A 25,182-nucleotide genomic window follows, 5' to 3' on the forward strand; every position below is an offset into this window, starting at 1 on the left:
GGGCGTGCATCCTCAAGGCGAAAGTAGATAGCCGCTGCGGTAGGCCTCGGTGCCTGCGACATGGCCGATGACCATCCCGGCAGTGGCCATGCGGCGCAGCGAACGGGCGTAAAGCAGGCCGGCCTTCTGGCAGTGCACGGGCGTTACGCGGTCGGTAATGGGGTCGATGATTTCGGCGATCAGTTGCCCGGCTTCCAGGTATTCACCGGGCAGGGCGCTGAACACCAGCAGGCCGCCCACCGGCGTTGCCACGGGTTCGACGCCCGCCAGCGGCGTGGCGGGGTAGGGCAGTTCGGGCAGCGGTGCGGCGTCGCCGGCAATCGCGCCGAAGTGAATCAGGTAGTCGATGATTGCCTGGCAGTCGAGGGCGGCCAACCCATGGTTGACGTCGCCCTGGCCACGCAGTTCGACGGTCACCGAAAAGCTGCCCATGGGGATCGGGAAGCGCGCGCCAAAGCGTTGCTGCAACTGCCACCACACCAGGGTGAAACACTCATCGAAGGATTGTCCGCCGGAGTCTGTGGCCAGCAAGTTGGCCTCGGAGCCGATATAGCGTGCCAGCGGTTCCACCAGCGGCCAGGCTTCGGGCGTGGTGTAGAGGTGCGCCACGGCTTCGAAGTCGCAATGCAGGTCCAGCACCATGTCGGCATCGCAGGCCAGGCGTTGCAGCACCAGCCGCTGGGCGTGCAATTGGGTCGCGGCGGTTTGCCCGGCGAGGGCGGTGCTCAACGTGGCACGGATCAGCTCGACGTTGTGCCGGGGATCATCCCCGAGCAACGCTTCGACCTGGTCGCCCACTTCTTCGCTGAGGTCGACAAACAGGCGATTGAAGTTCTGTCCGCTTTCCAACTCGTAGCGGCCCAGCGGGGTGTCCATCAACACCTGCTCCAGGCCTGCCGGATTGGCGATGGGCACCAGCACGATCTCGCTCAGTAACCGCCCGGCTGCCGCCAACTCGGCCAGGCGCACTTTCAGGTGCCAGGCCACCAGCATGCCCGGCAGTTCATCGGCATGCAGCGATGACTGGATATAGACCTTGCCCTCGGCGTGTTCGGGGCCGAAGTGGAAACTGTGAATCTGCCGCGCCGTGCCTGGCACCGGCGCGATCAGATCGTGTACCTGATGACGCATGAAGGCTCCTTAATGGCTGGGCCCGAGAAACGCCAGCCAACGGCGCTCCGCCAGACGGAACAGACCGACCAGGGCAAAGGTCACGGTCAGGTAGATCAGCGCGGCGATACCGAATGATTGGAACGTCATGAACGTGGCCGAGTTGGCGTCCCGCGCCACCTTGAGGATGTCCGGGATCGTCGCGGTAAACGCTACCGTGGTCGAGTGCAGCATCAAGATCACTTCGTTGCTGTAGTAGGGCAACGAGCGGCGCAACGCCGAAGGCATGATGACGTAGGCGTACAGCTTCCAGCCGCTTAAACCGTAGGCCTTGGCCGCCTCGACTTCGCCGTGGGCCATGCTGCGGATGGCCCCGGCGAAAATCTCCGTGGTGTAGGCACAGGTGTTGAGGGCGAAGGCCAGGATCGTGCAGTTCATCGCATCGCGAAAGAACGCATCCAGCAGCGGCTGTTCACGTACGGCGGCGATGCTGTAGATGCCGGTGTAGCAGATCAGCAACTGGATATAGAGCGGCGTGCCACGGAACAGGTAGGTGTAGAACTGCACCGGCCAGCGTACCAGCGGGTTGCGCGATACACGGGCGATGGACAGCGGGATCGACACCACAAAGCCGATGACCAGGGCGGCGCTGAGCAGCCACAGGGTCATGGCCAGGCCGGTGATGTGCTGGCCGTCGCTATAGAGGAAGGGGCGCCAGTATTCCTGCAAGAGTTCGATCATCGCACCGCCTCCCGTGAGCCTGCGGAGTAGCGACGTTCAAGACGACGCAGGACGAAGTTGGACGCGCTGGTGATCAACAGGTAGATCAGCGCGGCGAGTACCAGGAAGTAGAACAGTTGGTAGGTGCTTTTGCCGGCATCCTGGGCGGCCTTGACCAGGTCCGCCAGGCCGATGATCGACACCAGGGCCGTGGCCTTGAGCATCACCATCCAATTGTTGCCGATACCCGGCAGGGCAAAGCGCATCATCTGCGGGAAGGTCACGTAGCGAAAGCGTTGCCCGCGCTTGAGGCCATAGGCCGTGGCGGCTTCGAGCTGGCCACGGGGCACGGCGAGGATCGCGCCGCGAAACGTCTCGGTGAAATAAGCACCGTAGATAAAGCCCAGGGTAATCACCCCGGCGCTGAATGGGTCGATCTCGATGTATTCCCATTCCATGAAGTCGGTCAGGCCGGTGAGCCAGGTTTGCAGGCTGTAGAAAATCAGCAGCATCAGCACCAGGTCGGGTACACCGCGAATCAGGGTGGTGTAGAGCTGGGCGGGGATGCGCAGGAAGGGCAGGCTGGAAAGTTTGGCGCTGGCGCCGAGCAGGCCCAGCAATACGCTGACGATCAGGGACAGCACCGACAACTTGATGGTCATCCAGGTGCCTTGCAGCAACAACGGGCCGAAACCCTTCAGGCTGAGTGCGCTCAGCCCGAGGGTTTGCAACAGTTCTTCGAACATAAATCAGGACCTATGGCGATAAAAAAGCGCCCCTTGAGAGAAGGGGCGCCCCAGGCATTATTTGCCGCTGTACAGGTTCAGATCGCCAAAGTGTTTCTTCTGGATGGTGGCGTAGGTGCCATCATCGTGTAACGCTTTGATACCTTTATCCAAAAGGGCCTTCAGTTCAGTGTTACCTTTTTTGATACCGATGGCGGTTTTCGATGGCAGCAATGGGTCATCGATGGCGGCGCTGACTTCATAGCCGGCACCGGCCGGTGACTTCAAGAAGCCCAGTTCGGCTTGCAGCATGTCCTGCACGGAAGCGTCGAGACGACCGGAGGTCAGGTCGGCGTAAACCTGGTCCTGGTTGGCGTAGGCCTTGGTGGTCACGCCGGCTTTATCCAGTACCGCCTTGGCGTAGGCTTCCTGGATGGTGCCTTGCTCGTAGCCCACGGATTTGCCCTTGAGGGACTCTGGGGTCGAGTACCCCGCGCCTTTCTTGAACACCAGCGAGGTCGGGCCGGAGAACAGCTCGCTGGAGAAATCGATGGCCTTCTCGCGCACCGGGGTCACGGTCATGGACGAAATCACTCCGTCGAACTTGTTGGCTTTGAGGCCTGGAATCATGCCGTCAAAGTCACTTTCGACCCACTTGCACTTCACTTTCAGTTCGGCGCAGATCGCATTGCCCAGGTCGATATCGAAGCCCACGAGGCTGCCATCGGCCGCCTTGGATTCGAACGGCGCGTAGGACGGATCGACACCAAAACGCAGTTCCTTGTATTCCTTGGCCAGCGCGGTACCGGCGGCCATGCACAGAGCCAGTGCAGAAAGGGTCAGCAATGCTTTTTTCATTATTTAATCCCTGGAAACCAAGATAAGCGCTTGTGGCGCGTTTTAGGACTGTTACTGAACGGTGTCAGACGGATCACGAGTAGCAATTTCTGCACCATAGTTCCGAATGAGCGTTTTAAAAGGTGGGACAAGGGAGTCATGAGTGTAGGAGATGCCCGAAAATGGGCATTGAAAATCAAGCGCACTATTTCGGAACATTTGGAGATCCATTGTGGAGGGGCGGTGTTCTGGGTCAGGCCAGTAAGTCCTGCAGGGTGGCAAGGTTATCCGCCTCATCCACTGCCTTGTCCTGGCGCCAACGCAACATCCGCGGAAAGCGCACCGCAATCCCGCTCTTGTGCCGCTTGGACAGGGCAATGCCTTCAAACCCCAGCTCGAACACCATGCTGGGCGTCACGCTGCTGACCGGGCCGAACTTCTCCACGGTGGTCTTGCGCACGATGGCGTCGACCTTGCGCATTTCCTCATCGGTCAGCCCCGAATAGGCCTTGGCGAAGGGCACCAGCGTACGTTCGCTGCCGGGCGGGCCATCCCACACGGCGAAGGTGTAGTCGCTGTACAGGCTGGCGCGCCGGCCGTGGCCGCGTTGGGCGTAGATCAACACCGCATCGACACTGAAGGGGTCGACTTTCCACTTCCACCACAGGCCCATGTCCTTGGTGCGGCCCACGCCGTACAGGCCGTCGCGAGCCTTGAGCATCATGCCCTCCACGCCGAGGCTGCGAGAGGCTTCGCGTTGCTGTGCGAGGTCCTGCCATGTGGCGCCCGTCAGCAGGGGCGAGGGCTGCAACACGGGTTGGTTGCACTGGGCAATTACCTGTTCCAGTTGGGCGCGACGTTCGGCCTGGGGGTGGTTGCGCCAGTCGTCGCCCTGATGTTCCAGCAGGTCATAGGCGAGGAGCGCAACCGGGGCATCGTCGAGCACTTTTTTGCTCAGGGTCTTGCGACCAATGCGCTGCTGCAAAAGGGCAAAGGGTTGTACCGAGTCCTTCCACACCACGATCTCGCCATCAATCACCGTGCCATCGGGCAAACCACTGACCAGGCTGTGCAGTTCGGGGAAACGCTCTGTCACCAGCTCTTCGCCCCGCGACCAGATCCACAGCCGGCCTTCGCGCTTGACCATCTGCGCGCGAATGCCGTCCCACTTCCATTCCACCTGCCAGTGGGCGGGGGAACCGAGCAAGGCGTCGAATTGCTCCACCGGTTGCGCCAGCCCATGGGCAAGAAAAAACGGATAAGGCTGTCCGCCCCGTTGCGCATGCTCGTCGGATGATTCGGCGGCGATCAGCTTGAGGTAGCCTTCGGCTGTCGGTCGGTTGGATAAATCGGTGTAGCCCACCAATCGCTGCGCGACGCGCTTGCTGTCGAGGTCGGCCATGGCCGCGAGTGCGCGGGTGACCAGCAATTTGGACACGCCGACGCGAAAGCTGCCGGTGATCAACTTGATGCACACCATCAGGCTCGGTTGGTCCAGTTGCGCCCATAACGCTGGCAACCGTTCGGCCAGGTCCAGGGGCGACAGGCCACGCAGCGGCAGGAGTTTTTCTTCCAGCCACACGGCGAGGCCGTCCTCGGAGGTGTAGGTGGATTCCGGCAGGAGCAGGGAAATCGTCTCGGCCAGGTCGCCTACCGATTGGTAGCTTTCTTCAAACAGCCACGGCTCGATGCCGGATGCTTCGGTGGCCATGTCCCGCAGCAGACGCGTCGGTACCAATTGTCGCGGTCGTCCGCCGGACAGGAAATACACCGCCCACGCAGCGTCTTCAGGCGGCGCTTGCAGGAAGTAGGCTTGCAGGGCCGCGAGCTTGGCATTGCTGGAGGTGGTGGCGTCGAGGTTGGCGTACAGCTCGGCGAAGGCTTTCATGCCGTGGCCTCCTCTTCGTCATCACCGTATTCGGTGGTGAAGCCCTGGGCATCCAGGCCTTTTTCCCGCAGGTGGCGTACCAATACCCCGACGGAGCCGTGGGTGACCATCACCCGTTCGGCGCCGGTTTGTTCGATCGCCCACAGCAGCCCGGGCCAGTCCGCATGATCCGAGAGCACAAAGCCTCGGTCCACTCCGCGCCGCCGTCGCGTACCGCGCAGGCGCATCCAGCCGCTGGCGAAGGCATCGCTGTAGTCGCCGAAGCGCTTGATCCAACTGCTGCCACCGGCGGAAGGCGGCGCGATGATCAGGGCCTGGCGCAGCAATGGGTCGGTCTTTTTGAAATCGCCGGCGTAGAGGGTCTCGGGGATATAAATGCCGGCCTCGCGGTAAACCCGGTTCAGCGGCTCGACCGCGCCATGGCTGAGGATCGGGCCGATGCTGGCGTCGATGCCATGCAGGATGCGTTGGGCTTTGCCGAAGGAATAACAGAACAACACACTGGCTTTGCCGGCGGCAATATTGCTCCTCCACCAATCGTTGATCCCGGCGAAGATCTGCGCCTGGGGCTGCCAGCGGTAGATCGGCAGGCCAAAGGTGGATTCGGTGATAAAGGTATGGCAACGCACCGGTTCGAAGGGCGCGCAGGTGCCGTCCGGTTCCACTTTGTAATCGCCGGACGCCACCCAGACTTCGCCCCGGTACTCGAGGCGCACCTGGGCCGAGCCGAGTACATGCCCGGCGGGGTGAAAACTCAGGGTCACGCCGTGGTGGACGAGTTTTTCGCCATAGGCCAGGGTTTGCAGGTTGATGTCCTGGCCCAGGCGCGAGCGCAGGATGCCTTCGCCAGGGGCGGCAGCCAAATAGTGTTGATTGCCCGTGCGGGCGTGGTCGCCGTGGGCGTGGGTGATGACGGAGCGTTCCACGGGGCGCCAGGGATCGATGTAGAAATCTCCGGCGGGGCAGTAGAGGCCTTCGGGCCGGGCGATGACAAGGTCCATGGGGTGACCGGGGCGATGGGCTTATCAGGTATGAGACGGGGGCGAGCGCAGAAGTTCTATCTGAATGCATGTGGGCCAAATGTGGGAGGGGGCTTGCCCTAATGCCAGTCAGTTATGGCTTTTTGTAGGAGCGAGCTTGCTCGCGAAAAACTCACAGGCGCCGCGTTCATTCAGGAAGCACGCGTTATCGTTGACGTTTTTCGCGAGCAAGCTCGCTCCTACAGGAGGCGATGTACGCTTAACTGACCGGCATTAGGGCAAGCCCCCTCCCACATTTGAATCCGGTTTTACCAGGCGTAAGTCAGGTCACTTGCCTGGGGTCAGGGTCAACCTGGCCTTCCCATACACCTTCTCGAAGTTCTGCGGCTGCATCGGGAAGCTCAGGTATTGCGCCTTGAGCGACGGGTCGATGCCATTGGCGTAGTTCGGGCTGGCCGGGTTGCCGGACTGGCCGATGCCACCCTGGCCCATCATCGGCTCCACCTGGCCGAAGTCGACGATCATGCGCAGCGCCGGCACCTGGGTGGTGTTGAAATCCTGGCCCCAGCTGTACGGCGCCGGGTTCAAGGTGTTGTGGTCGCCACCGGACGCCAGCGGGCCGCGAATCACTTGGCCGCTGGTGTTTTTCCAGGTGGTGCTGTGCAGCTTGCCCCACTGCCAGGCCTTGTGGTCAGCACCCAGTTGGCTCTCGCCAGCGCTGATCGCGGCGGCCAGGCTGCGGGCGAGGATGGCGGGTTTGTCTTCTTTCTGCGCGGTGCGCACGTCGTCCCAGAACGGGCTGTCTTCGCGGCCCAGCAGGTGGTCGGCCTGGGCGGCATAGGACAGGTTGGCGTTGCTGACAAAGGCTTTCCAGCTGGCACTGTTTTCCGGCCCCAGTTCGTCGAGGAAGATCTGCCGGGTGCTTTCCTGCAGGAACAGTTCGTAGAGCGCCGCGTCGGCGGACGTCGACACCAGGCGACCGTCGAAGGCCATCAGGCGCTTCAGTGCTTCCCGCGCCTTGGCCTGCTCGGGGGCTGGCAACGCATCAATCGCCTGCTTCAAGGGCTGGGCCATGCCCGGCGCCTGGAACATGGTCTTGAGCTTGGCGGCGAAGGTGGTGGTCTGGTCGTATTGCATGGCGATCATGCTGCGGCTGTCGTGCTTGCCTGCATTGGCCAGTTGCGCCAGGCGCTCGCTGCGCTCCGGCGCATCCCAGGAGTTGGATAACTGCATGCCGTAGCCGCGCGGCGCGGTGCGTTGGTTGGCGGTGCCGATCCAGCCTTGGGCCGGGTCCTGGTCATAGGGGTGCAGCATCGCGTCGGCGTAACCGTCCCAGTCAAAGCGCGTATCCCAACCGGGCGAGGGCAGCAGGCCTTCGCCTTCGCGGCGGTTGGGGAAACGGCCGGTGACCTGCCAGCCAATGCTGCCGGCGTCGGCGAAGACCATGTTCAAGGCAATGGCGCGGATGTTGCGGGTCGCGTCCGAGGCCTTGCCGGCGTTTTGCGCGCGGGACAGGTCGAAGAACGCGTCGAGGCTCTTGTCATCCTTGAAGTCGGCGGTTTGCAGGGCCAGGCCAAAACCGCTGGTCAGGGCCTGGCTGCTGTTGAGCAAGGCGCCGTGGCGGGTTTCGTACACCACTTCGCGAATCGAGCGTTGACCCTTGACGAAGAAGGTTTCATTACGCACCGCTGCCGGCAGCCATTTTCCGTTGTTCTCGTAGTACAACGCGCTGCCCTGGCGTTTGACCTTCTCCAGGAACAGGTCCTGGGTATCGCCCTTGACCGTGCTCATACTCCACGCCACATTGCCGTTGAAACCGGACAACAGGGTCGGCAGGCCGGCAATCGAGGCGCCGACGGCCTGGTATTTCGGTGCGCGAATCTGCACGTAGTTCCACGGTGACGGCGCCTGCGGCTGGGCGGCGAGGTCGCCTGCCAGCAGGCTCTTGCCGCTGCGACTGCGTTGCGGGCCGATGGCCCAGTTGCTCGACGTGGTAACCGCCAGCGAGTTGAGGCTGCTCAATTGCTGGCTGACCGTGTCCAGCCCGGCCAGGCCGGTGATCTGGCTGAGGTTCACGCCCTTGAGTTTTTCGGCTTCGGCCAGGGGGATCGGCTCATCCGGCGCGCTCGGTGTCAGCCAGGCGAGTTTGTCCACGCCGACCTTTTGCGCCAGCAGCAACGACGCCAGCTCTTCCTGCAGGTTGGCCGACTCGCTGAAATTCAGCAGGCAGAACAGCAGCGCCGAATCTTCCGGCTTCCAGTACTCAGGCTTGTAGCCCGTCTGGGCCAGGTCCGGCGGCAGCTTGTCGCGGTAGCGGAACAGGTAGGCGTTGACGCCACGGGCATACACTTCGAAGAAGCGCTTGAGGCGCGGCGACGAGGCGTTATACAGCTCGCCGGCGCTTTTCTTCAGGTTGACCGCGCGCATGAAGCGGTCCACATCCAGCACCTCAGGCCCGGACATTTCAGCCAGGCGGCCCTGGGCCAGCAGGCGCAGGGTGACCATCTGGGTGATACGGTCACTGGCGTGTACATAACCGAGGCTGAACAGCGCGTCGTGGAAAGTGTTGCTTTCGATCAGCGGCATGCCCTGGGCGTTGCGGCGTATCGAAACATTCTGTGCGAGGCCCTTGATCGGCTGCACGCCGGCCACTGGCGGCAGGGTGTCCTGGGTGCTCTGGAGCTGGCAACCGGCCAGGCTTAATGCACTGGCCACTGCCGCGGCAACGCCGAACCGGGGAAGAAAATGTGAGAGGGCTGGCGAGGCCATGGCAAAGCTCCTGCGGGGGGTAGCGTCAGTAAAGGCGCTACGTTAGTGAGCGCGGTGAAACGACGCAAGCAGGAGTTTGGGTAAAGCGTTAGATCTTGAGTCGCACCGCCCCTCCCACCTGTTGACCGCGCACGACTTCAGGTCAGGATTTAGGCGGATTGACCTTTTGGACTAATTCATACGCCCGAACCGTCGCTGGCCGTTCCTTGATGCTATTGAACCAGCGATGAACGTGTGGGAAATCTTCCAGGCGCTGGCTCTGCCACTTGTGGGAAACGATCCACGGATAGATCGCCATATCGGCAATGCTGTAGTCCTCACCCGCCACGAACGCACGGTCCGCCAGACGTCGGTCCAGCACACCGTATAGACGGGCGGTTTCATCTACGTAGCGCTTGATCGCGTAGGGGATTTTCTCCGGTGCGAACTGGCTGAAATGATGGTTCTGACCCGCCATCGGCCCGAGCCCGCCCATTTGCCAGAACAACCATTGCAGCGCTTCCTGGCGACCGCGCAGGTCTTTTGGAATGAATTGACCGGTTTTTTCCGCGAGGTACAGCAGGATCGCGCCGGATTCAAACAGCGAGATCGGCGCGCCGCCGTCGCTCGGGTTCTGATCGACGATGGCCGGGATGCGGTTGTTGGGGGCAATCTTCAGGAAGTCCGGCTTGAACTGGTCGCCCTGGCCGATGTTGATCGGGTGCACGTTGTAGGGCAGACCGGCTTCTTCCAGGAACAGCGATACTTTGTGACCGTTGGGGGTGGTCCAGTAATACAGGTCGATCATGAAGCTCTCCAAAAGTGGTGATGCTTGAGCGAATGCCTGTAGGTATAGGTAAAGGTGGGAGGGTGGAAATTCAATCAAACATTTGCGTCTACCCTTAGACGCTTTCGATTTGGAATGCGATGCAGCTGTGGAAGGGAGCGAACTCCCTCACACACACGTGGGCCCTCAGCGCGATTTACGCGCCGTGGCACTTCTTGAATTTTTTCTCACTGCCGCACGGGCAAGGATCGTTGCGGCCAACGTCCTTCAATGCGTTGCGCACCGGCTCCTGGTGAGCGTGGCCGCAGTTCGGGCCGTGGACATGGCCGTGGTCGTGATCATGGTGATCATGATCGTGGTTGCAGTCAGGACCATGGACATGGGGTTGCTGAGTCATCGATGTCGCTCCGGAATAAAATCGCCGGGGATTATCTCGCCATTGTGGTTCACCTGCACGTCATAACCGATGAATAATCCGGTTTTCAGTTCACCCTCCAGACGATACGGCACAGGCTGGTCGGGTTTTTTCAGCAGTTGCACCACGTCGCGTATCTGCGGCCAGAGGTTGGTGCGCACCGACACCTTGAAAAATGCATGGCCCTTGGGCGGTACCGTCAGCCATTCATTGGACTCGCCTTCGGTGAGCACAAAGTCATCCAGGGTGACCTTGTAGATCAGCCCACGCACGGTCAGGTCCGAGTCGTCGCGGTTATCCACGCGAAAGTACAGCTTGAATTTCTGCTCCAGCAGCTTGGCCCGCACCACTTCGACTTTCACCAGGGAAACGTGGGGCGGGGGCGAATCGTCTTCGAACCAGGAGGCGCAACCGGTCAGGCCGAAGGTTAACGCCAGCATCAAGCTGTAGATCCGAAGCATGGCGTGAGTCCTGTGGTAGTTAGAGATAGCTGGAACAACACTTCTTGAATTTTTGCCCACTGCCGCACAGGCACGCATCGTTGCGTCCGGTTTTTACTTCCACCGTGGGGTCGATGAAGTACCAGCGCCCTTCATTCTGTACGAAAGAAGACTGCTCGCGGTGGCTATGTTCGCCGGTGCTGTCATGCCAGCGTGCGGTGAAGGTCACGAAGGCGTGTTCCGGCTGGCCGCCGAACACCTCGGAACTTTCAACCTCCAGGCCGAGCCAGGTGCTCTGGGCGCTCCAGGCACCGATGGCCTCACGGTCCAGGCCAGCCTGTTGCGCGGGCAAAGTGGTGGCGACCAGATAGTCCACCAGGCCCAGCACATAGGCGCTGTAGCGTGAACGCATCAGGGCGCTGGCGCAGGGTGCCGGGTGCCCGGCGTGATAATGGCCGCAGCAGGCATCCAGCAGGTTGCCACTGCCGCAGGGGCAAATGGATGTACTCATCGGGTTACCACCAATACACGTTCTGTTAGACGTAACAATAGCTAAGCCTTGGTATTACCGCAGACACAGCCGTTGACAGCTTATGACCCGATACTACAGAGGATCGCAGGGGAACTCGACGGCCAGCGGGTGCGAGGGACGGCCGAGCGAGCATTCATTCGTTGAGACACTTCCTGGCTGGCTCGCGCAGAGCCGCTTGAGGTTCCATTGGGCTCTACTGCAAGAACAGGTGGATTAACCTACTTGCTAAATAAAAACCCATTAGGTTAATTTCTGCATGGAGAAGAACGCGCCTCACTGCAAGTTGACCAACGTCAAGGCCCTGATCAAATCTGGGAGGGTGCGTACCACGAATACTGCACGACTCGGCGCGGATGCTCTTAACCTCGACCTCTCCGAGATGCTGGCCGTGATACTGGCCCTTAAACCAACGGACTTTTACAAAAGACTACCTACGCCGACCACACGCTATGGCAAGACGTGTACCGGCCACACACGAAGGCGGGGAAGGTCTATCTGAAACTCACGGTTATCGAAGACGTACTGATCGTGTCCTTCAAGGAGCTATGAACATGAAATGCCCTGTTTGCGGCGCTGCGGACTTGGTCCATGACATCCGCGACATACCCTATTCCTACAAAGGTGAAACCACTGTGGTTGCGAATGTGACGGGTGAGTTCTGCCCGTCCTGCTCCGAGTCGATCCTGGATTTGGTTGAGTCGGATCGTGTCATGAAAGCGATGCGCGCCTTCTCAAAACGGGTCAATGCGGATTTGGTAGACCCTGGCTTCATCGCTAAGGTGCGTAAGAAACTTTCGTTGGACCAGCGGGAAGCCGCCGAGATATTCGGTGGCGGGGTCAACGCCTTTTCTCGCTATGAGAATGGAAAAACCAAGCCTCCGCTGGCACTCATAAAGCTTCTCAAGTTGCTCGATCGTCACCCTGAGTTACTTAACGAAGTCCGAACGGCGTAGGGGCGCCTGGAATCGATGTACTCATCCGGTTACCACCAATACTTTCCGAAGTTTTCCGGGTTAGCCCAGAAACGGGCGTTGAGCCAGTCCGGCACCTGTTTATAGTCAAGCAGATCGTAGGTAAACAGCGTCAGCACCTGCTCGTCGCGCTGGAAACGCTCGCCGGCCTGGAGGGCCAGGGAGAAGAAGTCGGTTTCCTTCCAGCCGCAGGCGCCCAGGTCCACCAGCACCGCAATGCGGCTGGCGTTGAGGTTGCGGATGCCGCCGAGCAAGGTCAGGCCCTGGGGTTTTGACAGGTGCTCGAGGCAATCGACCACCAGCGCCAGGTCAAACCGCTGGGCCGCCAGTGCTTGCGGCAATGGTCCTGGGTCGGCGCAAAACACCTGGGTCTCCGGGTGTGCGGCTTTAAATGCGTCCAGCGCCGGGAACTGGCTGGCACCCAACAGCAACAGGCGTTTGGGCTGGTGCAGATCGAGCAAGGCGGCCAGCGCTTGCTGGGGAGTACGGGCAGAAATACCAGCGGTCATCAGAGATCCTCACATCAGAACCCTAGAGACTAGCGCGGCTGAGCGTGCGGGCCTAGAGCGGGTGGCTGCGAAAAGTCCTGCGTGGGCGGCGATCCCCAATGAATACGGGGGCGTGGCGTAGTGGCGCAGTTGAAAAGAGCGGTCTTTACTCCACCCATCGGCCCCCGCCGATCCCCTCAGGAGAAAGTCAGATGAGCATCATGCGGACAGCTCTACCCTTGGTTCTGCTAACCGGAGTATTGACAGGTTGCGCAGGCTTGCAAAAAACCGATTGGCCTACCTGCGCCGCTGTCGGCGGTGTGACCGGTGCGGCGATCGGTGCGACTGAAAGCTCGGCCTACGCAGGCTATGGTGCGTTGCTGGTCGGCGGCATGGCCGGCGCCTATTGCTGGGTGCACGGCGATGGCGACGAAGATGGCGATGGCGTGCCGGACAGCCGCGACAAGTGCCCGGGCACCCCGAAAGGGGTGCAGGTCGACGCCAATGGTTGCCCACCGGCACCGCCAGTGCCAGCGGCGGTGGTTGAGGAGGTGGTCGTGGTCAAGGAAGAAACCATCGTGATCCGCGATGTGCACTTCCAGTTCGACTCTGCCAAGTTGACGGCAGCGGATAAAACCAAACTCGACACCATTGCCACGCGCCTGAAGCAGGAAGCCCCGAGCGCCCAGCTACGGGTCAGTGGTCACACCGACAGCGTCGGTAAAGACGCCTATAACCAGAAACTCTCGGAAAAACGTGCCCATTCGGTCACCGATTACCTGATCGGCGCCGGGGTGCCCCGCAGTGCCTTTGTGTCTGTCACCGGGGCGGGCGAAAGCCATCCGGTCGCCGACAACAAGACCGCTGAAGGCCGCGCCCTGAACCGCCGCACTGAAATCCAGATCAACCGCTGACAGCCCTTGCCCCTGTGGGATCCACAGGGGCATTGCCGGCCACCCTCGCTTGAACCGCTCCCTGCTCAAGTTTTTTGAACCTTCACTGGCAAATCGCCTGTAGAAGTCGTTACTGTGCGTCCAAAGAAAAATTTGAAAACATTCAGGAGCCCCATGATGCGTAAGGTTTTTCTGTTGGCCCTGTTGGTCAGCCCCGTTGCCCTGGCCCAGAGCGTCAGTGTCGAAACCAACTCATTGATGCGCCTTCCCTCCAGCACCAGCGTGTTGCAACTGGAGCGCCTGGACGTGGCGGACTACGGCACGTTGCTGATTCCGGCCACCATCAGCCAGGTCACGGTGGATGAACTGCACCTGGGCCGCGACGCACGCATCGCAATTGTGCCTGGCAATACCGCGCTGCAATTGCAGGTGCGGCATGCACAACTTGAGCAGGGCAGCCAGATCACCTCGCGCGGTGCTCCCGGCACCCATGAAAAACCGGCCAAGGCCGGGCGTGACCTGACTTTGCGCATCAACTCGCTGACGGCCGAAGAACTCTCGGTGGATGCCCGTGGCGGCGCCGGTGCCCAAGGGTATGCCGGGCTGGATGGCGCCAATGGCGTGGATCCTGGGTGCACCTGGGGCTCGGCGGGGCGCGGTTTCAATGGCGATAACGGCGGCGATGGCCTGCCGGGTGGAGCGGGTGCACAGGTGCACGTGGAGTTGCCGAAGGACTTCCCGGCGGAACACATCAAGGTCTGGGTGGACGGCGGTGCTGGCGGTTTGGCCGGCACGGCCGGCAAGCCGGGCAAAGGCGGGGAGTCCAAAGGTTGCCTGGTGTACCGCGCCGACGGTGGCGAGAAGGGGCGCCCAGGGTTGGAAGGGCAGCCGGGGCCAGCTGGGCCTGCGGGTACCGTGACTATTCAGCGGCTCTAAGTTCTAAACAGCTGCAAGCTTCGAGCTTGCAGCTTGCGGCTGTACTCAGAACATCGGCCGAGCCGATGCAATCGCAACCACCGCGAACCCCACGATCAGGTTGATCCCCACCAGCTTGCGAATCTGCCCCAGTGCAGCCGCACCCGCCGGCCAATCCTCAGCCGCCACCGCCGCCTTCAGTTGCGGAAACTTCAGCGCCTGGATGCGGATAAACAACGCCGTCATCACCAGATACAAACCCATCATCACCTGCACATAGCGCGGTGCGCTTTCAAACCCGCTGAAGCGCAGGTGCAGCAGGCCGACGCCGCTGATCGGCAAAACCAGCACTGCCACCCATACCCACACGAAAAAACGTTGAAACACATTGGCCCACAGCTTGAGTCGGGCAGGGCCCTCAAGGGCCGCCACAGCGGCGGGGCGCAGGATCATCCAGGCGAAAAACATGCCGCCGACCCAGATCAGGGCGGCCAATACATGCAGGGTGTAAACGAGGCTAAACGCGGTCATTGTGGTACTCCGTTCTGCGCGGGATTAATTAGCGGGGTATGATAGCTGCCGATCCGAACCACTGAAAATTTATCCAGCGTTTTTTGCGCCCGACTATCCATGATCAGCACTGAACTCAAAACCACGATCCAGGGCGCCTACACGCGTTTTCTCGAAGCCAAGAGCTTGAAACCGCGCTACGGCCAACGCCTGATGATCGCCGAAGTGGCCAAGGTCCTCGGGGATATCGACACCGATGACGAAGGCCGCCGCGAAGGTGAGCCCGCCGTCGTGGCTGTCGAAGCCGGTACCGGTACCGGCAAGACCGTGGCCTACAGCCTGGCTGCGATCCCGACCGCCAAGGCCGCCGGCAAGCGCCTGGTGATCGCCACCGCCACCGTCGCCCTGCAGGAGCAGATCGTCTACAAAGACCTGCCCGACCTGATGCGCAACAGCGGCCTGAACTTCACCTTCGCCCTGGCCAAGGGCCGTGGCCGCTACATGTGCCTGTCCAAGCTCGACGTGCTGCTGCAGGAAGGCCACGCACAAACCGCCACGGCGTCGCTGTTCGAGGAAGAAGGCTTCAAGATCGAGGTGGATGAGGTCAGCCAGAAGTTGTTTACCAGCATGATCGAGAAACTGGCCGGCAATAAATGGGACGGCGACCGCGACAGCTGGCCCACCGCCCTCGAAGATGCCGACTGGGCACGCCTGACCACCGACCACAGCCAGTGCACCAACCGCCATTGCCCCAACTTCGGCCAATGCGCCTTCTACAAGGCTCGCGAAGGCATGGGCAAGGTCGACGTGATCGTTACCAACCACGATATGGTCCTGGCCGACCTGGCCCTGGGCGGCGGTGCCGTGCTGCCGGACCCGCGTGACACCCTTTACGTGTTCGACGAAGGCCATCACCTGCCTGACAAGGCTATCGGCCACTTCGCCCACTACACGCGCCTGCGCTCCACCGCCGACTGGCTGGAGACCACCGCGAAGAATCTGACCAAATTGCTCGCCCAGCACCCGCTGCCCGGCGACCTGGGCAAGTTGATCGAGCAGGTGCCGGAGCTGGCGCGGGAGATCAAGACCCAGCAACAGTTCATGTTCAGCGCCTGCGAACAGGTGGCCGACTTCAAGCCCGGTGAAGATGTGGAAGGCCGTGAGCGCCCGCGCCACCGCTTTGTCGGTGGGATGATTCCCGAGCATATGCGCGAAATGGGCATCGAGCTGAAGAAAGGCTTTTCCCGTCTCACCGACCTGTTCACCCGCCTGACTGACTTGCTCAAGGAAGGCATGGACGGTGAGGTCAACATCGGCATCGCCAGCAACCAGGCCGAGGAATGGTACCCGCTGTTCGGCAGCCTGTTGTCCCGTTCCCAGGGCAACTGGGAGCTGTGGACGGCCTTTACCGTCGAAGACCCCGAAGACAACCCGCCCATGGCCCGCTGGCTGACCCTGTCGGAAAGCGGTGCGTTGTTTGATATCGAGGTCAACGCCAGCCCGATCCTCGCCGCCGAAATGCTGCGCCGCAACCTGTGGAACGTGGCGTACGGCTGCCTGGTGACCTCCGCCACGCTGACCGCCCTGGGCACCTTCGACCGCTTCCGCATGCGCGCGGGCTTGCCGAAAAAAGCCGTCACGGCGGTGGTGCCAAGCCCGTTCCATCATGCCGACGCCGGTGTGCTGCGGGTGCCCGACCTCAAGGCCGATCCACGGGATGCGCCGGCGCACACCGCTGCGATCATCCGCGACCTGCCCTCCCTGGTGGAAGGTTCGCGCGGCACCCTGGTGTTGTTCTCGTCGCGCAAACAGATGCAGGACGTGTTCGACGGCCTCGACCGCGACTGGCGCAAGCAGGTGTTTATCCAGGGCAACCTGTCCAAACAGGAAACCCTGAACAAGCACAAGGCGCGGGTCGATGGCGGGGATTCCAGCGTGCTGTTCGGCCTGGCGAGTTTCGCCGAAGGCGTGGACTTGCCCGGCGCCTACTGCGAACACGTGGTGATTGCCAAGATCCCGTTCTCGGTGCCGGATGATCCGGTCGAGGCCGCGTTGGCCGAATGGATCGAAGCGCGGGGCGGTAACCCGTTCATGGAGATTTCGGTGCCGGATGCTTCCTTGAAGCTGGTGCAGGCCTGCGGTCGCTTGCTGCGTACCGAGGAAGACCGGGGCACCATCACCTTGCTCGACCGCCGCCTGGTGACCCAGCGCTACGGCAAGGCGATCCTGAATGCGTTGCCGCCGTTCCGGCGCGAAATTTCTTAAGCCCTCGTGGGCGAATTCGCCCACTTCGTGGTCTATCTCACTGCTATCGATTTATGTCATCAGGCTATTTACCGGCCGTTTGGGAGAACCTTGTTCGTATGATTCGCACGCTGCCCGCCCTATTTGCCCTGCTGTTCACTGCGCCCTTGATGGCCGCGCCCGCGGGGCAACAGACATTGTTCAACTTCGTCCGGCCTGCCGATGTGGTCAAGGTGGCGACCCAGGACGCCAGCCTGCCGCAATACAACGCCGAACAAACCCCCGAAGGCGAGGTGTTGCGTCGCATCACCTTCAACCCGGCCGCCGAGCCGAGCCTGGTGCTCAGCCCACAGGCCGGTGCCTGGGACTGGTCGCAGTCCGGTGCCATGAGCCTGCGTATCCAGAGTGCCATGGACTGGGCGCTGACCCTCTACGTCAAGGTGCAGAGCAGCGATGGCAAGACCCTGGTCAGCCGCATCGACCTGCCGGCCGGCCCCGCCCAGACTTTGCTGATCCCGCTGCAAGCCAACTCGCCGTTGAGCCAGGGCATGAAGGCCGGCCCGCCGATGCCGATCACCGTGGATGGCCAGCGTGTGTTGCTGGCCAGCAGCGCCGGCGAGATCGACCGTAGCCAGGTGGTCTCGGTGACCCTGTCGATGATCAAGCCCAACGCCGCGCAAAGCATCCTGCTGGAACGCTTTGGTGTGCAGGACAGCGAGCCGGTGCTGAAGGCGGCCTACAGCGAACTGGTGGATACCTATGGTCAGTCCACCCGTGCGCGCTGGCCGGAAAAGGTCAGCAGCGACGAACAGCTCAAGGCGGCTGCGGCAAAGGAACACACCCAACTGCAGGGCTGGCTGGCCGCGCGTGATAAATCCGCATTGGACACGTTCGGCGGCTGGAACAAAGGGCCGGCGTTCAAGGCCAGTGGCTTTTTCCGCACCGAAAAGCGCGACGGTCGCTGGTACCTCGTGACCCCGGAAGGCCATCCGTTCTATTCCCTGGGTGTCAATACCGTGGCCCCGGACAACAGCCAGACCTACGTGGCCGGTCGTGAGTGGATGTTCGCGGCGCTGCCGAAGGCCGGTGAACCCTTCGACAAGTACTACGGCAGCGGCGATAACCGCACCGGCAATGGTGCGGGTGAAGGTCGTGGCTTCGCTGCCGGGCGTTGGTACGATTTCTACGGCGCCAACCTGCAGCGCACTTATGGCGGCGAAGGGTTTGACCAGAAACGCTGGGTGACCCATACCCTTGATCGCCTGCAAGCCTGGGGTTTCAACACCGTCGGCAACTGGAGCGACGACGCGTTGGCCACTGCCGACCGTGTGCCGTACACCTTGCCGTTGTCGATTGTCGGCGACTACGCCAGCATCAGCACCGGCACCGACTGGTGGGGCGGCATGCCCGATCCGTTCGATCCGCGTTTCGCCATGGCGACCGAGCGCGCGGTGGCCATTGCCGCCCGCGACCACCGCGACGACCCGTGGCTGATCGGCTTCTTTGCCGATAACGAACTGGCCTGGGCCGGCCCCGGCGATGATCCGAAATCCCGCTACGCCCTGGCCTACGGCACCTTGCGCATGACCACCGACGTACCGGCCAAGCGCGCGTTCCTCAAGCAATTGCGTGACAAGTACCGCAACGAGCAAGGCCTGTCGAAAGCCTGGGGCATCGAGTTGGCGGGGTGGGAGTTGATGGAAGACCCGGGCTTCGAACCGCCGATGCCCAACCCTGAACACCCGGAAATCGAAGCTGACTTCAAATACTTCCAGAAGACCTTCGCTGATGCCTACTTCAAGACCATCTCCGACTCGCTGAAATGGCACGCACCCAACCAACTGCTGCTGGGCGGGCGTTATGCGGTGAGTACGCCGGAAGCCGTGGCGTCGTGCGCGCAATATTGCGATGTGCTGAGCTTCAACATGTACACGCTCAAACCCCAGGACGGCTATGACTTTGCCGCGCTGCGCGCCCTGGACAAGCCGGTGTTGATCACTGAATTCAACTTCGGCTCTGCGGACCGTGGCCCGTTCTGGGGCGGCGTGACCCAGTTGGCCAGGGAAGAAGAACGTAGCGCGGCGTATGCCAACTTCCTCAAGCAAGCCATGGCCGAGCCGTCCATTGTCGGCGTCCATTGGTTCCAGTACCTGGACCAGCCGGTGACCGGCCGGTTGCTGGACGGTGAAAACGGCCACTTCGGCCTGGTGGGTATCACTGACGTACCATTCCAGGGGTTTGTCGACAGTGTGCGTAGAAGCAACCTGGCGGCGGTGGATCAACTGGGCAAGGAAGCGGAAAAGGCCAAGGCCGCCAGCACCGCGCGTGAAAGCGAAGGCAGCAAGCCTGGGCGCGAGGGCAAAGGCCCGGGGCAGGGCGCCGGACACGCCGGTGGGCATTCGGGAAATGGTCATTGATTCCTTGTTGACGGGTTCACAAATCCAACAATGGCTGGAACAATGTCGGCCACTTTTTACGGTGTTTTCCGAGGGGGCTTAGGTGCAGGTTCAGGGTCATTACGAGCTCCGGTTCGAAGCGGTACGTGAAGCGTTTGCCGCGTTGTTCGATGACCCGCAGGAGCGTGGCGCCGGGCTCTGCATCCAGGTCGGCGGCGAAACCGTCGTTGACCTGTGGGCCGGTACCGCCGACAAGGACGGTACCGAGGCCTGGCACAGCGACACCATCGTCAACCTGTTTTCCTGCACCAAAACCTTCACCGCTGTCACGGCCCTGCAACTGGTGGCCGAGGGCAAGTTGCAATTGGACGCGCCAGTGGCCAGGTACTGGCCTGAGTTCGCTGCTGCCGGCAAGGAAACCATTACGCTGCGCCAGTTGCTCTGCCATCAGGCCGGGTTGCCGGCCATCCGCGAGATGCTGCCCACCGAAGCCTTGTATGACTGGCAATTGATGGTCGACACCCTGGCAGCCGAAGCCCCCTGGTGGACGCCGGGCCAGGGCCATGGCTACGAGGCGATCACCTACGGTTGGCTGGTCGGCGAATTGCTGCGCCGCGCCGATGGGCGTGGGCCGGGTGAGTCCATTGTGGCGCGGGTGGCACGGCCGCTGGGGCTGGACTTCCACGTGGGCCTGGCCGACGAAGAGTTTTATCGTGTTGCACATATCGCGCGCAGCAAAGGCAATATGGGCGATGAAGCCGCGCAGCGTTTACTGCAAGTAATGATGCGCGAGCCCACCGCCATGACGACGCGGGCATTTGCCAACCCGCCGTCTATTCTCACCAGTACTAATAAACCTGAATGGCGACGCATGCAGCAGCCGGCGGCAAATGGTCACGGTAATGCGCGTAGTCTGGCGGGTTTTTATAGTGGTTTGTTGGACGGTAGTTTGTTGGAAGCCGACATGCTCGAAGAATTGACCCGTGAACACAGTATCGGGCCGGATAAAACATTATTGACACAAACCCGCTTCGGGCTGGGCTGCATGTTGGACCAGCCGCAATTGCCCAATGCCACGTTCGGCCTTGGCGCCCGTGCGTTCGGGCATCCAGGCGCCGGCGGCTCGGTGGGTTTTGCCGATCCTGAGCATGATGTAGCGTTTGGTTTCGTGACTAATACATTGGGGCCTTATGTACTTATGGACCCACGGGCACAGAAGTTGGTCAGAATATTGGCCGGTTGTCTGTAAACCCCTTGCTGTTTCACATTTTTTTGTTACAAAGGCAACTATAAGAAGACGCTGAACGAAATGATGTAACTTTAATGTTCTGTAAGCGTCTGTTTAACGGGTCATCGAGACCCCCGTTTCTTTTCTCATTTTGTGGATATCTCATGTTATCGAACAAGTCCTTGGCACTGGCGCTTTGCCTCACTATTACCGGTTGCGCACAAACTCCACAAAATGATGCCGAGGGTGGGCATTGGTGGTCATTTGGGTCGGATAAGGCCACGACCAAGGACGCAGTGACCCAAACCGACGCCAAGCCGGATGCCAAGCCCGCTGCCGGCGCCAAGCCTGCCGCACCTGTAGCCGCTGCTGCTGCTGCGCCTGTCGCCTCCGCGCCAGCGCCGGCCGCCAAGGCTGACACCGGTTCCAGCTGGTGGCCGTTCTCCTCCAAGAGCGCCGACGAGAAGGCCGCTGATGCCAAGGCTGACCTGAAAGCCGACCTCAAGGCCGCGACCCCGGCTCCAGACGCCGCGCCTGCCGTCGCCAAGACCGACAGCGAAACCCACTGGTGGTGGCCGTTCGAAAGCAAACCCAAGCCATTGGCCAAAGTCGACGTGACCAATGTGCCAATGCCTGACCCGAAAATCACCCAGGCCTGGTTGGACGACTACGAGCCGCGCCTGCGCGCCGCCATTAAGGACAGCAACCTGCAACTTGAACGTCGCGATAACGTACTCGTGGTGATTGCTCCGGTAGACGGCTCCTACAACCCGAAACGCCCGGCGATGCTGCTGCCGGTTACCCTGGGGCCGTTCACTCGCGTCGCCAAGGCGGTTGAAGCCGATCCAAAAACCGCTGTGCTGGTGCTGGGCCACGTGGATGCCACCGGTACCGCGCCTGCCAGCCAGGCGTTGACCAAGGAGCGTGCGCAGTCCATTGCCTCGATCTTCAGCCTCAGCGGCCTGAAACAGGACCGCCTGATGCTGCGTGGCATGGGTGACCTGATGCCACGTGCCGCCAACGACAGCACCCAGGGCCGCGCGCTGAACCGCCGCATGGAAATCATGTTCACCCAGCGCACGACCATGCTGGCGCTGTTGAGCAAGTATCAATCGGGCAAGACCCCGCCTGTAGCCGAAATGGTTGCGGTGCAGAACGTTCCAGCCCCGGCCCCCGCCGCCAAGACCCCGGCTAAAAAGGCACCCGCGGCTAAAAAGGCGGCTGCCAAGCCCGCGGCTAAAAAAGCCCCGGCCAAGCCCGCTGCGAAGAAACCGGCCCCGGCCAAGGCCAAGGCTGCTGCACCGGCTGCGAATGACCAGGCGAAAAACTGATCCGCTGAACCACAAGGATAAAGCCGCATGACCCAGGCACTGGCCGATATGCGCCGTGACTACACACGGGACGGTTTGAGCGAGGCCCAGGCCCCGAATGAGCCGTTTGCGTTGTTCCACCAGTGGTTTGCCGATGCGGTGAAAACCGAGCAACCACCGGTGGAAGCCAATGCCATGACCCTGGCTACGGTCGACCAGGGCGGTCGCCCGCACTGCCGCATCCTGCTGCTCAAGGGCCTGGATGCGCAGGGCTTTACCTTCTTCACCAACTATCAGAGCGCCAAGGGCGAACAGCTCGCGGCGCGGCCGTTTGCGGCCATGACGTTCTTCTGGCCGACCCTGGAGCGCCAGGTGCGTATTGAAGGGCGGGTGGTCAAGGTGACGCCTGAGGAGTCCGACGCTTATTATCAGGTCCGCCCCCTGGGCAGTCGTTTAGGCGCCTGGGCCTCCCCGCAGAGCCAGGTCATTCGTGACCGTGAAGAACTGCAGGACCTGCTCAAGGCTACCGAACAGCGTTTCAGCGATACCCAGCCCGACTGCCCCGAGCATTGGGGTGGCTATCGCCTGCTGCCGGAGCGTATCGAGTTCTGGCAAGGCCGCGCCAGCCGCCTGCATGATCGCCTGAACTACCGTCTGCAAGGGGCCGAATGGACCCGCGAGCGCCTGGCGCCCTGAGCGGCACCTTTCGTCACCCCACTGGAATGATATCGATCACACCGAAGTCTCTGTTGAAGAGACTTCGGCTGTGTACTGTTGTGCGGCGTTCGTCAGCCACTGCGGCAACTCGTTTCGCTTGATCTTCGAGATCCGCGCCTGCTCCAGTTGTTGCAGCATAAAGGCACGCTTGTGCAGGTCGTCTCCCGCCAGGGACAGTGCCAGGTCGCGGTCTATCCAGCGTCTGATCCGCAGGTACAGCCAGCCATGGAAGTACAGGCCGGCGACGGTAGTGACTACAATGATGAAATAGTCCATGAAGTTCCTGGTTACGATGAGAGTGCTACCGTTGGTCGGTATTTTGGCTACGGGCAGTCTGTACTGAGGCTGAATGAAAGCAATTTCCTGCCGGGCTTGTCGTGACAGGCGTCAAGCTGCAGCGTCTAATGAATACCTGTCCTTTGGAGTTGATGCTATGCGTAAGTCCGTTTTACTGGTTGCCTGCTTTACCACGCTGTCGTTGCTGCTGGGTGGCTGCGCCTCGAGTCTGACCGGCGACTCGTACTCCCGTGACGAAGCGCGTCGTGTACAGACCGTTCGCATGGGCACCATTGAATCCCTGCGTCCGGTAAAAATCGAAGGCACCAAGACCCCAATCGGCGGCGCTGCCGGCGCGGTCATCGGTGGTGTTGGCGGCAGCGCTATCGGCGGTGGCCGTGGCAGTATCGTGACTGCCGTGATCGGCGCCGTTGCCGGCGGCCTGCTGGGTTCGGCCACCGAAGAAGGCCTGACCCGCACCCAGGGCGTGGAAATCACCGTTCGCGAAGACGACGGCAGCATGCGTGCCTACGTGCAAGCCGTGCAGGAAAATGAAATCTTCCGCATCGGTGATCGCGTCCGCATCATGACCGTTGATGGCACCAGCCGCGTTACTCGCTGACCGGTAAGCAGCAGGCAAAAGAAAACCCCAACCGGGTGACCGGTTGGGGTTTTTTATGGGCTGTGTTTCAGTCGGCTCAGGCTTTTTTGCGACTCGCCATCGCCGTCACCCCATACCCGATACACGCCGCAAGTATCGATCCGGTCAGGATCCCCATTCGATCCTCCCCGGCAAACTCACTGGCACCCGGCACAAACGCCAGGGAGCCGACGAACAGGCTCATGGTGAAGCCGATGCCGCACAGGATCGCCACGCCGAAGACCTGGCCCCAGTTAGCGCCGCTGGGCAGTGCTGCGAGGCCGGTCTTGATGGCCAGCCAGGTGAGGCCGAACACGCCGACGGTCTTGCCGATCAGCAGGCCGGCGGCAATGCCCATGGGCACGTGGTGGGTGAAGCTTTCCAGGCTGACCCCGGTGAGTGACACCCCGGCGTTGGCGAAGGCGAACAGCGGCAGGATGCCGTAGGCCACCCACGGATGCAGGGCGTGTTCCAGTGTAAGCAGCGGCGAGGGCTCGGCATTCCTGGTGCGCATCGGGATGCAGAACGCCAGGGTCACGCCGGCCAGGGTGGCGTGCACGCCGCTCTTGAGTACGCACACCCACAGGATCAGGCCGATGATCAGGTAGGGACCGAGCTTGATCACGCCCAGGCGGTTCATTGCAATCAAGGCGACCAGGCAGGCGCCCGCGCCGGCCAGGGCTGCACCGGACAGGTCGGCGGAATAGAACACTGCAATAACAATGATCGCGCCCAGGTCGTCGATGATGGCCAGGGTCATCAGGAACAGCTTCAACGACACCGGCACCCGCTTGCCCAGCAGTGCCAGGACGCCCAGTGCGAAGGCGATGTCGGTGGCCATCGGGATTGCCCAGCCGGAGAGGGCGGCGGGGTAGTCCTTATTGATGGCCCAATAGATCAGCGCCGGCACCACCATGCCGCCGATGGCGGCTGCGCCGGGCAGCACCACTTGCGAAGGCTTGGACAGGTGGCCGTCAAGCAGCTCGCGCTTGACCTCCAGGCCGATCAGCAGGAAGAACAGGGCCATCAAGCCATCGTTGATCCACAGCAGCGCGGGCTTGGCGATTTGCAGCGCGCCAATCTGGGCCACCACCGGCACGTCGAGAAACGCGCCATACAGGTGCGACAACGGAGAGTTGTTGATGATCAGCGCCAAGGCGGCAGCGGCGATCAACAACAGGCCGCTGGCGGCTTCCAGCTGGAAAAAACGGGTGAAAGTGCTACGCAGAGGCAAGGGATGCTCTCCAATCCAGGTTCAATAGGTGGGTACCCTAACCCGTACCGTTAGTTGTTAAAACAAAAGTTATATTCTTATTTGTTATAAGAGATGGGGTAGGGTGGCGTAGCGCCAAAGCCTAGCAATTGTGTGTCCAATTGAGTCGTCACTGTATCTGTGTGCAGTGTAGGAAACA

The 25,182-nt window shown here is 61.5% G+C and carries 24 protein-coding genes and 1 pseudogene; 10 read left to right on the plus strand and 15 right to left on the minus strand.

What is annotated here, in order from left to right; translation table 11 throughout:
* Positions 1–12 precede the first annotated feature (12 nt).
* The 11 genes from J3D60_RS28165 to J3D60_RS28215 form a co-directional block, all read right to left on the minus strand.
* Positions 13–1,131: a succinylglutamate desuccinylase/aspartoacylase family protein gene (locus tag J3D60_RS28165; protein WP_253493514.1), complete on the minus strand. Its 1,119-nt coding sequence runs from the start codon at positions 1,129–1,131 to the stop codon at positions 13–15.
* Positions 1,132–1,140: 9 nt separating this feature from the next.
* Positions 1,141–1,851 (minus strand): ABC transporter permease, encoded by a 711-nt coding sequence (locus J3D60_RS28170; RefSeq protein ID WP_027604453.1) that lies wholly within the window; start codon positions 1,849–1,851, stop codon positions 1,141–1,143.
* Entirely contained in the window at positions 1,848–2,576 is a 729-nt protein-coding gene (locus J3D60_RS28175; RefSeq protein WP_027604452.1) for an ABC transporter permease, read from the minus strand. The genes J3D60_RS28170 and J3D60_RS28175 overlap by 4 nt, the downstream gene beginning before the upstream one ends.
* 57 nt (positions 2,577–2,633) lie before the next feature.
* Entirely contained in the window at positions 2,634–3,413 is a 780-nt protein-coding gene (locus J3D60_RS28180; protein ID WP_027604451.1) for a transporter substrate-binding domain-containing protein, read from the minus strand.
* Between the two features lie 232 nt (positions 3,414–3,645).
* Complete coding sequence (locus tag J3D60_RS28185; RefSeq protein WP_253493517.1) at positions 3,646–5,280, minus strand: ATP-dependent DNA ligase; 1,635 nt, start codon at positions 5,278–5,280, stop codon at positions 3,646–3,648.
* Complete coding sequence (locus J3D60_RS28190) at positions 5,277–6,281, minus strand: ligase-associated DNA damage response exonuclease (RefSeq protein ID WP_253493519.1); 1,005 nt, start codon at positions 6,279–6,281, stop codon at positions 5,277–5,279. The genes J3D60_RS28185 and J3D60_RS28190 overlap by 4 nt, the downstream gene beginning before the upstream one ends.
* 306 nt (positions 6,282–6,587) lie before the next feature.
* Entirely contained in the window at positions 6,588–9,029 is a 2,442-nt protein-coding gene (locus J3D60_RS28195) for a penicillin acylase family protein (RefSeq protein WP_253493521.1), read from the minus strand.
* A 142-nt stretch (positions 9,030–9,171) separates the two neighbouring features.
* Positions 9,172–9,816 carry a glutathione S-transferase N-terminal domain-containing protein gene (locus J3D60_RS28200; RefSeq protein ID WP_092487687.1) on the minus strand — a complete coding sequence of 215 codons (645 nt, stop codon included), beginning with the start codon at positions 9,814–9,816 and terminating at the stop codon, positions 9,172–9,174.
* A 175-nt stretch (positions 9,817–9,991) separates the two neighbouring features.
* Positions 9,992–10,192 carry an SEC-C metal-binding domain-containing protein gene (locus J3D60_RS28205; RefSeq protein ID WP_003189235.1) on the minus strand — a complete coding sequence of 67 codons (201 nt, stop codon included), beginning with the start codon at positions 10,190–10,192 and terminating at the stop codon, positions 9,992–9,994.
* Positions 10,189–10,671 carry an LEA type 2 family protein gene (locus J3D60_RS28210; protein WP_098480258.1) on the minus strand — a complete coding sequence of 161 codons (483 nt, stop codon included), beginning with the start codon at positions 10,669–10,671 and terminating at the stop codon, positions 10,189–10,191. The genes J3D60_RS28205 and J3D60_RS28210 overlap by 4 nt, the downstream gene beginning before the upstream one ends.
* 19 nt (positions 10,672–10,690) lie before the next feature.
* Entirely contained in the window at positions 10,691–11,161 is a 471-nt protein-coding gene (locus tag J3D60_RS28215; RefSeq protein ID WP_027604445.1) for a YchJ family protein, read from the minus strand.
* A 277-nt stretch (positions 11,162–11,438) separates the two neighbouring features.
* Here J3D60_RS28215 and J3D60_RS28220 point away from each other — a divergent pair.
* Positions 11,439–11,731, plus strand: a pseudogene (locus J3D60_RS28220) (type II toxin-antitoxin system MqsR family toxin).
* Positions 11,732–11,733: 2 nt separating this feature from the next.
* On the plus strand, positions 11,734–12,135 hold the full coding sequence (locus J3D60_RS28225; RefSeq protein WP_253493522.1) for a type II toxin-antitoxin system MqsA family antitoxin: 402 nt from the start codon (positions 11,734–11,736) through the stop codon (positions 12,133–12,135).
* A gap of 29 nt (positions 12,136–12,164) precedes the next feature.
* Here J3D60_RS28225 and J3D60_RS28230 read toward each other — a convergent pair whose 3' ends face one another.
* Positions 12,165–12,662, minus strand: a complete 498-nt coding sequence (locus J3D60_RS28230) for a DUF6231 family protein (RefSeq protein WP_065938795.1) — start codon at positions 12,660–12,662, stop codon at positions 12,165–12,167.
* Positions 12,663–12,853: 191 nt separating this feature from the next.
* On the opposite strand from J3D60_RS28230, the gene J3D60_RS28235 reads away from it, so the two are divergent.
* Together J3D60_RS28235 and J3D60_RS28240 are read left to right on the plus strand one after the other, a co-directional pair.
* A complete protein-coding gene (locus tag J3D60_RS28235; protein WP_141156935.1) occupies positions 12,854–13,555 on the plus strand; it encodes an OmpA family protein in 702 nt (233 codons plus the stop codon).
* A gap of 156 nt (positions 13,556–13,711) precedes the next feature.
* Positions 13,712–14,470 carry a collagen-like protein gene (locus J3D60_RS28240; RefSeq protein ID WP_253493523.1) on the plus strand — a complete coding sequence of 253 codons (759 nt, stop codon included), beginning with the start codon at positions 13,712–13,714 and terminating at the stop codon, positions 14,468–14,470.
* Between the two features lie 45 nt (positions 14,471–14,515).
* Here the strand turns inward: J3D60_RS28240 and J3D60_RS28245 are convergent, their stop codons facing one another.
* Positions 14,516–14,980, minus strand: a complete 465-nt coding sequence (locus tag J3D60_RS28245; protein WP_065938798.1) for a CopD family protein — start codon at positions 14,978–14,980, stop codon at positions 14,516–14,518.
* 99 nt (positions 14,981–15,079) lie between these two features.
* On the opposite strand from J3D60_RS28245, the gene dinG reads away from it, so the two are divergent.
* From dinG to pdxH, 5 genes are all read left to right on the plus strand, one after another.
* Positions 15,080–17,224 (plus strand): ATP-dependent DNA helicase DinG, encoded by a 2,145-nt coding sequence (gene dinG / locus J3D60_RS28250; RefSeq protein ID WP_027604440.1) that lies wholly within the window; start codon positions 15,080–15,082, stop codon positions 17,222–17,224.
* A 98-nt stretch (positions 17,225–17,322) separates the two neighbouring features.
* Positions 17,323–19,620: a beta-galactosidase gene (locus J3D60_RS28255; protein ID WP_253493524.1), complete on the plus strand. Its 2,298-nt coding sequence runs from the start codon at positions 17,323–17,325 to the stop codon at positions 19,618–19,620.
* A gap of 82 nt (positions 19,621–19,702) precedes the next feature.
* Positions 19,703–20,848 carry a serine hydrolase domain-containing protein gene (locus tag J3D60_RS28260; RefSeq protein ID WP_141156937.1) on the plus strand — a complete coding sequence of 382 codons (1,146 nt, stop codon included), beginning with the start codon at positions 19,703–19,705 and terminating at the stop codon, positions 20,846–20,848.
* 143 nt (positions 20,849–20,991) lie between these two features.
* Positions 20,992–22,158: an OmpA family protein gene (locus tag J3D60_RS28265; RefSeq protein WP_253493525.1), complete on the plus strand. Its 1,167-nt coding sequence runs from the start codon at positions 20,992–20,994 to the stop codon at positions 22,156–22,158.
* Between the two features lie 27 nt (positions 22,159–22,185).
* Positions 22,186–22,833, plus strand: a complete 648-nt coding sequence (gene pdxH, locus J3D60_RS28270) for a pyridoxamine 5'-phosphate oxidase (RefSeq protein WP_253493527.1) — start codon at positions 22,186–22,188, stop codon at positions 22,831–22,833.
* 36 nt (positions 22,834–22,869) lie between these two features.
* Here the strand turns inward: pdxH and J3D60_RS28275 are convergent, their stop codons facing one another.
* A complete protein-coding gene (locus tag J3D60_RS28275; protein ID WP_253493529.1) occupies positions 22,870–23,130 on the minus strand; it encodes a hypothetical protein in 261 nt (86 codons plus the stop codon).
* 157 nt (positions 23,131–23,287) lie between these two features.
* Between J3D60_RS28275 and J3D60_RS28280 the strand changes: the two genes are divergently transcribed.
* A complete protein-coding gene (locus J3D60_RS28280) occupies positions 23,288–23,752 on the plus strand; it encodes a glycine zipper 2TM domain-containing protein (RefSeq protein ID WP_003189251.1) in 465 nt (154 codons plus the stop codon).
* A gap of 76 nt (positions 23,753–23,828) precedes the next feature.
* On the opposite strand, the gene nhaA is transcribed toward J3D60_RS28280, so the two are convergent.
* Positions 23,829–25,004 (minus strand): Na+/H+ antiporter NhaA, encoded by a 1,176-nt coding sequence (gene nhaA / locus J3D60_RS28285; protein ID WP_065938804.1) that lies wholly within the window; start codon positions 25,002–25,004, stop codon positions 23,829–23,831.
* Between the last annotated feature and the right edge of the window lie 178 nt (positions 25,005–25,182).

It is taken from the genome of Pseudomonas sp. S3E17, from assembly GCF_024168685.1.
GTDB lineage: Bacteria > Pseudomonadota > Gammaproteobacteria > Pseudomonadales > Pseudomonadaceae > Aquipseudomonas > Aquipseudomonas marginalis.

Coding starts and splice junctions, on each gene's coding strand:
- J3D60_RS28165 (WP_253493514.1), bottom strand. CDS start 1,131: ATGCGTCATCAGGTACACGATCTGATCGCGCCGGTGCCAGGCACGGCG.
- J3D60_RS28170 (WP_027604453.1), bottom strand. CDS start 1,851: ATGATCGAACTCTTGCAGGAATACTGGCGCCCCTTCCTCTATAGCGAC.
- J3D60_RS28175 (WP_027604452.1), bottom strand. CDS start 2,576: ATGTTCGAAGAACTGTTGCAAACCCTCGGGCTGAGCGCACTCAGCCTG.
- J3D60_RS28180 (WP_027604451.1), bottom strand. CDS start 3,413: ATGAAAAAAGCATTGCTGACCCTTTCTGCACTGGCTCTGTGCATGGCC.
- J3D60_RS28185 (WP_253493517.1), bottom strand. CDS start 5,280: ATGAAAGCCTTCGCCGAGCTGTACGCCAACCTCGACGCCACCACCTCC.
- J3D60_RS28190 (WP_253493519.1), bottom strand. CDS start 6,281: ATGGACCTTGTCATCGCCCGGCCCGAAGGCCTCTACTGCCCCGCCGGA.
- J3D60_RS28195 (WP_253493521.1), bottom strand. CDS start 9,029: ATGGCCTCGCCAGCCCTCTCACATTTTCTTCCCCGGTTCGGCGTTGCC.
- J3D60_RS28200 (WP_092487687.1), bottom strand. CDS start 9,816: ATGATCGACCTGTATTACTGGACCACCCCCAACGGTCACAAAGTATCG.
- J3D60_RS28205 (WP_003189235.1), bottom strand. CDS start 10,192: ATGACTCAGCAACCCCATGTCCATGGTCCTGACTGCAACCACGATCAT.
- J3D60_RS28210 (WP_098480258.1), bottom strand. CDS start 10,671: ATGCTTCGGATCTACAGCTTGATGCTGGCGTTAACCTTCGGCCTGACC.
- J3D60_RS28215 (WP_027604445.1), bottom strand. CDS start 11,161: ATGAGTACATCCATTTGCCCCTGCGGCAGTGGCAACCTGCTGGATGCC.
- J3D60_RS28225 (WP_253493522.1), top strand. CDS start 11,734: ATGAAATGCCCTGTTTGCGGCGCTGCGGACTTGGTCCATGACATCCGC.
- J3D60_RS28230 (WP_065938795.1), bottom strand. CDS start 12,662: ATGACCGCTGGTATTTCTGCCCGTACTCCCCAGCAAGCGCTGGCCGCC.
- J3D60_RS28235 (WP_141156935.1), top strand. CDS start 12,854: ATGAGCATCATGCGGACAGCTCTACCCTTGGTTCTGCTAACCGGAGTA.
- J3D60_RS28240 (WP_253493523.1), top strand. CDS start 13,712: ATGCGTAAGGTTTTTCTGTTGGCCCTGTTGGTCAGCCCCGTTGCCCTG.
- J3D60_RS28245 (WP_065938798.1), bottom strand. CDS start 14,980: ATGACCGCGTTTAGCCTCGTTTACACCCTGCATGTATTGGCCGCCCTG.
- dinG (WP_027604440.1), top strand. CDS start 15,080: ATGATCAGCACTGAACTCAAAACCACGATCCAGGGCGCCTACACGCGT.
- J3D60_RS28255 (WP_253493524.1), top strand. CDS start 17,323: ATGATTCGCACGCTGCCCGCCCTATTTGCCCTGCTGTTCACTGCGCCC.
- J3D60_RS28265 (WP_253493525.1), top strand. CDS start 20,992: ATGTTATCGAACAAGTCCTTGGCACTGGCGCTTTGCCTCACTATTACC.
- pdxH (WP_253493527.1), top strand. CDS start 22,186: ATGACCCAGGCACTGGCCGATATGCGCCGTGACTACACACGGGACGGT.
- J3D60_RS28275 (WP_253493529.1), bottom strand. CDS start 23,130: ATGGACTATTTCATCATTGTAGTCACTACCGTCGCCGGCCTGTACTTC.
- J3D60_RS28280 (WP_003189251.1), top strand. CDS start 23,288: ATGCGTAAGTCCGTTTTACTGGTTGCCTGCTTTACCACGCTGTCGTTG.